Origin of the sequence: Streptococcus sp. 3874, assembly GCF_013276425.1 — a bacterium.
Taxonomy (GTDB): Bacteria; Bacillota; Bacilli; order Lactobacillales; family Streptococcaceae; genus Streptococcus; species Streptococcus pseudopneumoniae.
Map to the genome: position 1 here is coordinate 1 of NZ_VMLA01000098.1, position 5,270 is coordinate 5,270.

General features: G+C 35.3%; 4 protein-coding genes. 2 read left to right on the forward strand and 2 right to left on the reverse strand.

Going from position 1 to position 5,270, the window contains the following annotated elements:
* Window positions 1-10: 10 nt before the first annotated feature.
* A complete protein-coding gene (locus HT703_RS09270; protein WP_055356964.1) occupies window positions 11-196 on the reverse strand; it encodes a hypothetical protein in 186 nt (61 codons plus the stop codon).
* 935 nt (window positions 197-1,131) lie between these two features.
* Between HT703_RS09270 and HT703_RS09275 the strand changes: the two genes are divergently transcribed.
* Window positions 1,132-2,097, forward strand: a complete 966-nt coding sequence (locus tag HT703_RS09275; protein WP_000793783.1) for a DUF3644 domain-containing protein — start codon at window positions 1,132-1,134, stop codon at window positions 2,095-2,097.
* A gap of 1,084 nt (window positions 2,098-3,181) precedes the next feature.
* Here HT703_RS09275 and HT703_RS09280 read toward each other — a convergent pair.
* Window positions 3,182-4,039 (reverse strand): 5'-nucleotidase, lipoprotein e(P4) family, encoded by an 858-nt coding sequence (locus HT703_RS09280; protein ID WP_000833516.1) that lies wholly within the window; start codon window positions 4,037-4,039, stop codon window positions 3,182-3,184.
* A gap of 241 nt (window positions 4,040-4,280) precedes the next feature.
* On the opposite strand from HT703_RS09280, the gene HT703_RS09285 reads away from it, so the two are divergent.
* On the forward strand, window positions 4,281-5,180 hold the full coding sequence (locus HT703_RS09285; protein WP_000963957.1) for an SPFH domain-containing protein: 900 nt from the start codon (window positions 4,281-4,283) through the stop codon (window positions 5,178-5,180).
* Window positions 5,181-5,270: the final 90 nt, after the last annotated feature.

Consider the following 5,270-nt stretch of genomic DNA (forward strand, 5'->3'; position numbering starts at 1 on the left):
CTGCCCTAGGCTAGATAGATGAATTGTCATGGAGCAACACCTTATCCAAAAGCTCTTCTATCATTTCGAGATTGAGAGATTGAAAAAAACTTACTTCAAGCTTGCCAATACGAATTTTAAGCAGAATATCATTTCTCTTTTTAGAATCAAAACGACGAGATTGTGGAATCTCTACAGGAACAATAGGTTGTGGCATTTAAATATCCTCCAATAGTTTTACTTTACTAATAGTATACAGGAGGTCTTCCATGAATGATAGATACCTTGTTATGACGCGCTTACGAACTTTAAAAAATAAATAAAACTCTTGAAATATCTGGATCTGTATGTTAGAATAATTTTATCGGATAAGGTTCATTAGAACACCAAAGCCCCTAACTACTGCCATAGTTAAGGGGTGTTTTGGTATATTCTACAGGAATAGAAAAAGACCCTCTAAACTTTGTAGAGAGCCTTAAAAAATCAAAATAAAAAGATACCCCCCAGCACATAGGAATGCTCAACCTTTCAGTCTACCCCATTCTGGGACCCAGCGTTTATCCTTCACAAGTTATCTTATTGAGTCCATTATATCACACTTATGGAAAATGTAAGAAATTTGTATAGTATTTTTAAATGAATTGATGAAAAATCAAATACCTTTCAGAACTAAGGAACTTTAAATAATAAATAAAACTCTTGAAATATCTGGACCTGTATGTTAGAATAAAATCGATAGGCAAGGTTCATTAGAACACCAAATCCCTTAACTAGTTCGATAGTTAAGGGGTGTTTTGGTATATTCTACAGGAATATATAATCCTAGTTTTCTAATTTGCTCTTTGATTTTTGTTGAGTATAAACATTTTAACAAAAAAGTTAGTCTTTAATAAAAGAAGCGATATAGTGATATTAGAAATTCTCTTGTAATTCTGATATGTCTGCGTATTTTTCGTAAGTTACCTGTTTAGTAATCAGATGTCAGTTAAGGGCTTGATGTTTTATAAAAGAAAATTATGGAGGAAGGGAAATCCGACTTTATAAACTAAACTGTAAAAAACGGCAAATTTGACAAATGAATAAGAAAAAAATAAAAAGCAACTGTTTTTATTAAAAAGATTGCTTAATAGTTAGATTGGAGGGAAGAAAAATATGAAAAATTTAAGTCAACGACTTGTTGATAAAAGTGTTGAGGCCTTTATTATGGGGCTGGAAATTTACAACAAGCCTACAATCAAATATCGTATTGAAGGATTCAGTTTTTTCATATGTAATGCTTGGGAGTTGATGTTGAAGTCTGAAATGCTAAATAGAAATCTATCAATCTATTTTAAGGATAATCCAGATAGAACTCTCAGCCTTGAAAATGTTATCAAGAAAATTTATTCCGATGATAGTACACGAATTCGACTAAATCTGGAGCGTATTATTGAGCTTAGAAATATCAGCACACATTATATTACAGAGGATTACGAACTAAAGTACGCTCCACTATTTCAAGCGTGTGTACTTAACTATGTCAATGAACTTCAGAGATTTCATGGTAGAGACATCACTGAGACCATTGCACAAAATTTCCTAACTATATCAGCAAGTTATGAGCCTCTGACAAATGAACAAATCAGACTAAAATACCCAGCGGAAATTGCAGAAAAGTTTATTCAGCAAGCAAATGCTATAGATGTTCTTGTTTCTGAGTATAATTCAGATAAATTTGCAATCGGTGTAAAACAAAACCTATACATCACAAAGAAAAAGTCTGAAGCTGACTTCGTTGTCTCAATTGCAAATCAATCTCCCTCTCAAGTAGCAATAGTAAAAGATTTAAAAGATCCATCAGAGACTCACAAATATTCATACGGGAATATCATCTCAGTTGTAAATGATCGATTAAACAAGAAGAATATCAAATTAAATTATAAATCTGGTTTCAATCAATATGTTCTAACCTTAATCATTGATTTCTATTCAATAAAAACTGACGAGAAATTTGCATATTGCCATAAAATAGGTAAGTCTGAGCACTATACCTATTCACAGCAATTTGTTGACTTTATCATTACAGAAATAGAAAAAGACCCTCTAAACTTTGTAGAGAGCCTTAAAAAATCAAAATAAAAAGATAACCCCAGGCACATAGGAATGCTCAACCTTTCAGTCTACCCCATTCTGGGACCCAGCGTTTATCCTTCACAAGTTATCTTATTGAGTTCATTATATCACACTTATGGAAAATGTAAAGAAATTTGTATAGTATTTTTAAATGAATTGATGAAAAATCAAATACCTTTCAGAACTAAGGAACTTTAAATAATAAATAAAACTCTTGAAATATCTGGGCTTATATGCTAGAATGTAGTTAATGGATAAGGTTCATTAGAACACCAAATCCCCTAACTAGTGCCATAGTTAAGGGCTTTTTTGACGTATCTTAGCGATTTAACGGGTGTTGATAGGCTAGTCAGTCGGTCTACTTCTTACCATCTAGCCATTTGCAAACGAAATACAAGATGATTCCAGCTATGACGTCTGCTATAATAGTAAGAGCGAGCTCTGGGATAAGGCTCATTAGTTTCACCTCCTCTCACGAACCCATAGGAACGTAATCGGTAACCGATGACAAAAGTATTATACCACACTAAATTTAGATCATCAAGGTCACTTAATGCTTGAACTATTGTAGATTATATGCTAGAATATAGTTAATTGATAAGGTTCATTAGAACACCAAAGCCCCTAACTATTGCCGTAGTTAAGGGCTTTTTTGACGTATCTTAGCGATTTAACGGGTGTTTATAGGCTAGTCACTCGGTCTACTCCTTACTATCTAGCCATCTGCAGACGAAATACAAGATAATTCCAGCTATAACATCCGCTATAATAGTAAGAGCGAGCTCTATGATAAGGCTCATTAGTTTCACCTCCTCTCACGAACCCATAGGAACGTAATCGGTAACCGATGACAAAAATAGTATACCACAATAAATTTATATCATCAAGGTCACTTAATGCTTGAAATATAGGGTCTAGGCGACAAAGTCTTTAAAATCAGAAAAACGTATAGTATCAGATGTATAAAAGCTTGATGTTATATCAATTAAAAAAGTGGATAGGAAAGTTTTCTGATTATCAGAATTCCTTCCTATCCACTTTTTGAAGATTGTAAGTTAACCTTAGTTTATATAGAATCAGCTTATTTGTTTTATTTATTAAAACCTTGCAAAGCCTTTTGGCGTTCTTCCACTTGACCTTTAGCATCCAATTTATTGCCAGCGTAGACAGCTGTTTCCCATGATCCGTACATTGGATTTGGGAAGATGATGAATTTTTCACCGAATTCTTTTTGCAATTCTTCAAGTTGTTTATCACGGTCAGATTCAGAAATCTTCGAAAAATCTGCAAAGTCTACGAGGTTATCACCAAATAGTAATACTAGATTAGTTTTCTCTTGAACTGCTTGGCGACGCCCTTCTTTGGATTTTACACCACTTTCTAAGAGCATGAGGTGATCACGCCCTTGTACAGGGATTCCTTCGTTTTCTAGATTTTTAATCGTAGCATCTATTTGATTAACTGAGCGGTCAGAAATATAGTAAATTTGGATGCCGTTTTGATTGGCAAATTGAAGAAACGTCTTGGCTCCTGGGACGGCTTTTGCTGCAGCTTTTTGAACCCAAATATCCCAATTTTCAGGTGTGAATGCTGTTCCGTCTTTGATATTTTGAACTTGATAAGGACTATTATCTAAGACTGTTTCATCTAAGTCCAAAATGATTGAATAAGGCTTGTCTGATTCTGTTTTCAGTAATTCCTTTAGACGATCTGTGGCAACATTATAACCTTGTAGATACAAGGCTTTGGTTTCAGCTGATTTTTGATACCAAAGGGTTGACATAGTATTTTCTCTTGACCGTAGTTGGTCATATGTCATTGTAATCTGATTATCAGATGAGCTCTTATTGCTTGTCTGTGTTTCTGTAGACTTTGTTGCACAACTAGATAATAAGACGACAGATGCAAGTGCAGAAAGGATTGTAACAGTAGTTTTTGCTGATTTCATGAAATATCTCCTATTCATTAATTTCATAAATAGTATAGCACGAGAGAAAAGTTAAGGCAAGTCATTCTCTGACTATGGATGAAGATTCTATAGAAGTTAATGCAGTGAAAAAAAGAGATTACTAACTTGAAATGCAGTTTCACCTCTAATTATTGACATTTCAGGAAAAATCGCAGTAAAAACGGCACAGCCTTCTTTAAATGTGATATAATACTAGAAAAATACTTGTGGAGGTTCCATTATGGCAATATTTTTCATGATTTTTCTGATTGTTTGTGTGCTCCTATTGGTGATAGTCACACTGAGTACAGTTTATGTGGTTCGTCAGCAGTCGGTGGCGATTATTGAACGCTTTGGGAAATACCAAAAGGTTTCCAACAGCGGTATTCATATTCGCTTGCCTTTTGGGATTGACTCGATTGCAGCACGCATTCAGTTGCGCTTGCTGCAAAGTGATATTGTGGTTGAGACCAAGACCAAGGACAATGTGTTCGTGATGATGAATGTAGCGACTCAGTACCGTGTCAATGAGCAGAGCGTGACAGATGCCTACTATAAACTCATGCGTCCAGAATCTCAGATTAAATCTTATATCGAAGATGCTCTTCGCTCTTCTGTTCCCAAATTAACCTTGGACGAATTGTTTGAGAAAAAAGATGAGATTGCCCTTGAAGTTCAACACCAAGTAGCAGAAGAAATGACCACTTACGGCTACATTATCGTGAAAACCTTGATTACTAAGGTGGAGCCAGATGCAGAAGTTAAGCAATCCATGAATGAAATCAATGCGGCGCAACGCAAACGGGTCGCAGCGCAAGAATTGGCAGAAGCCGATAAGATTAAAATTGTCACTGCAGCTGAAGCCGAAGCAGAAAAAGACCGCCTTCATGGTGTGGGGATTGCCCAACAACGTAAGGCGATTGTGGATGGATTGGCAGAATCTATCACCGAACTCAAGGAAGCCAATGTTGGCATGACAGAAGAACAAATCATGTCCATCCTTTTGACCAACCAGTATTTGGATACCTTGAACACCTTTGCCTCTAAAGGAAATCAAACCATCTTTTTACCAAATACTCCAAATGGTGTGGATGATATCCGTACACAAATCTTGTCAGCTCTTCGCGCTGAGAAGAAATAATAGACTAAAGAGCTTGGCAACAGGCTCTTTTTGCATTGCGTTTATTAAGAAAAACAAAAAATATTGATATACATTTATACTCAATGAAAA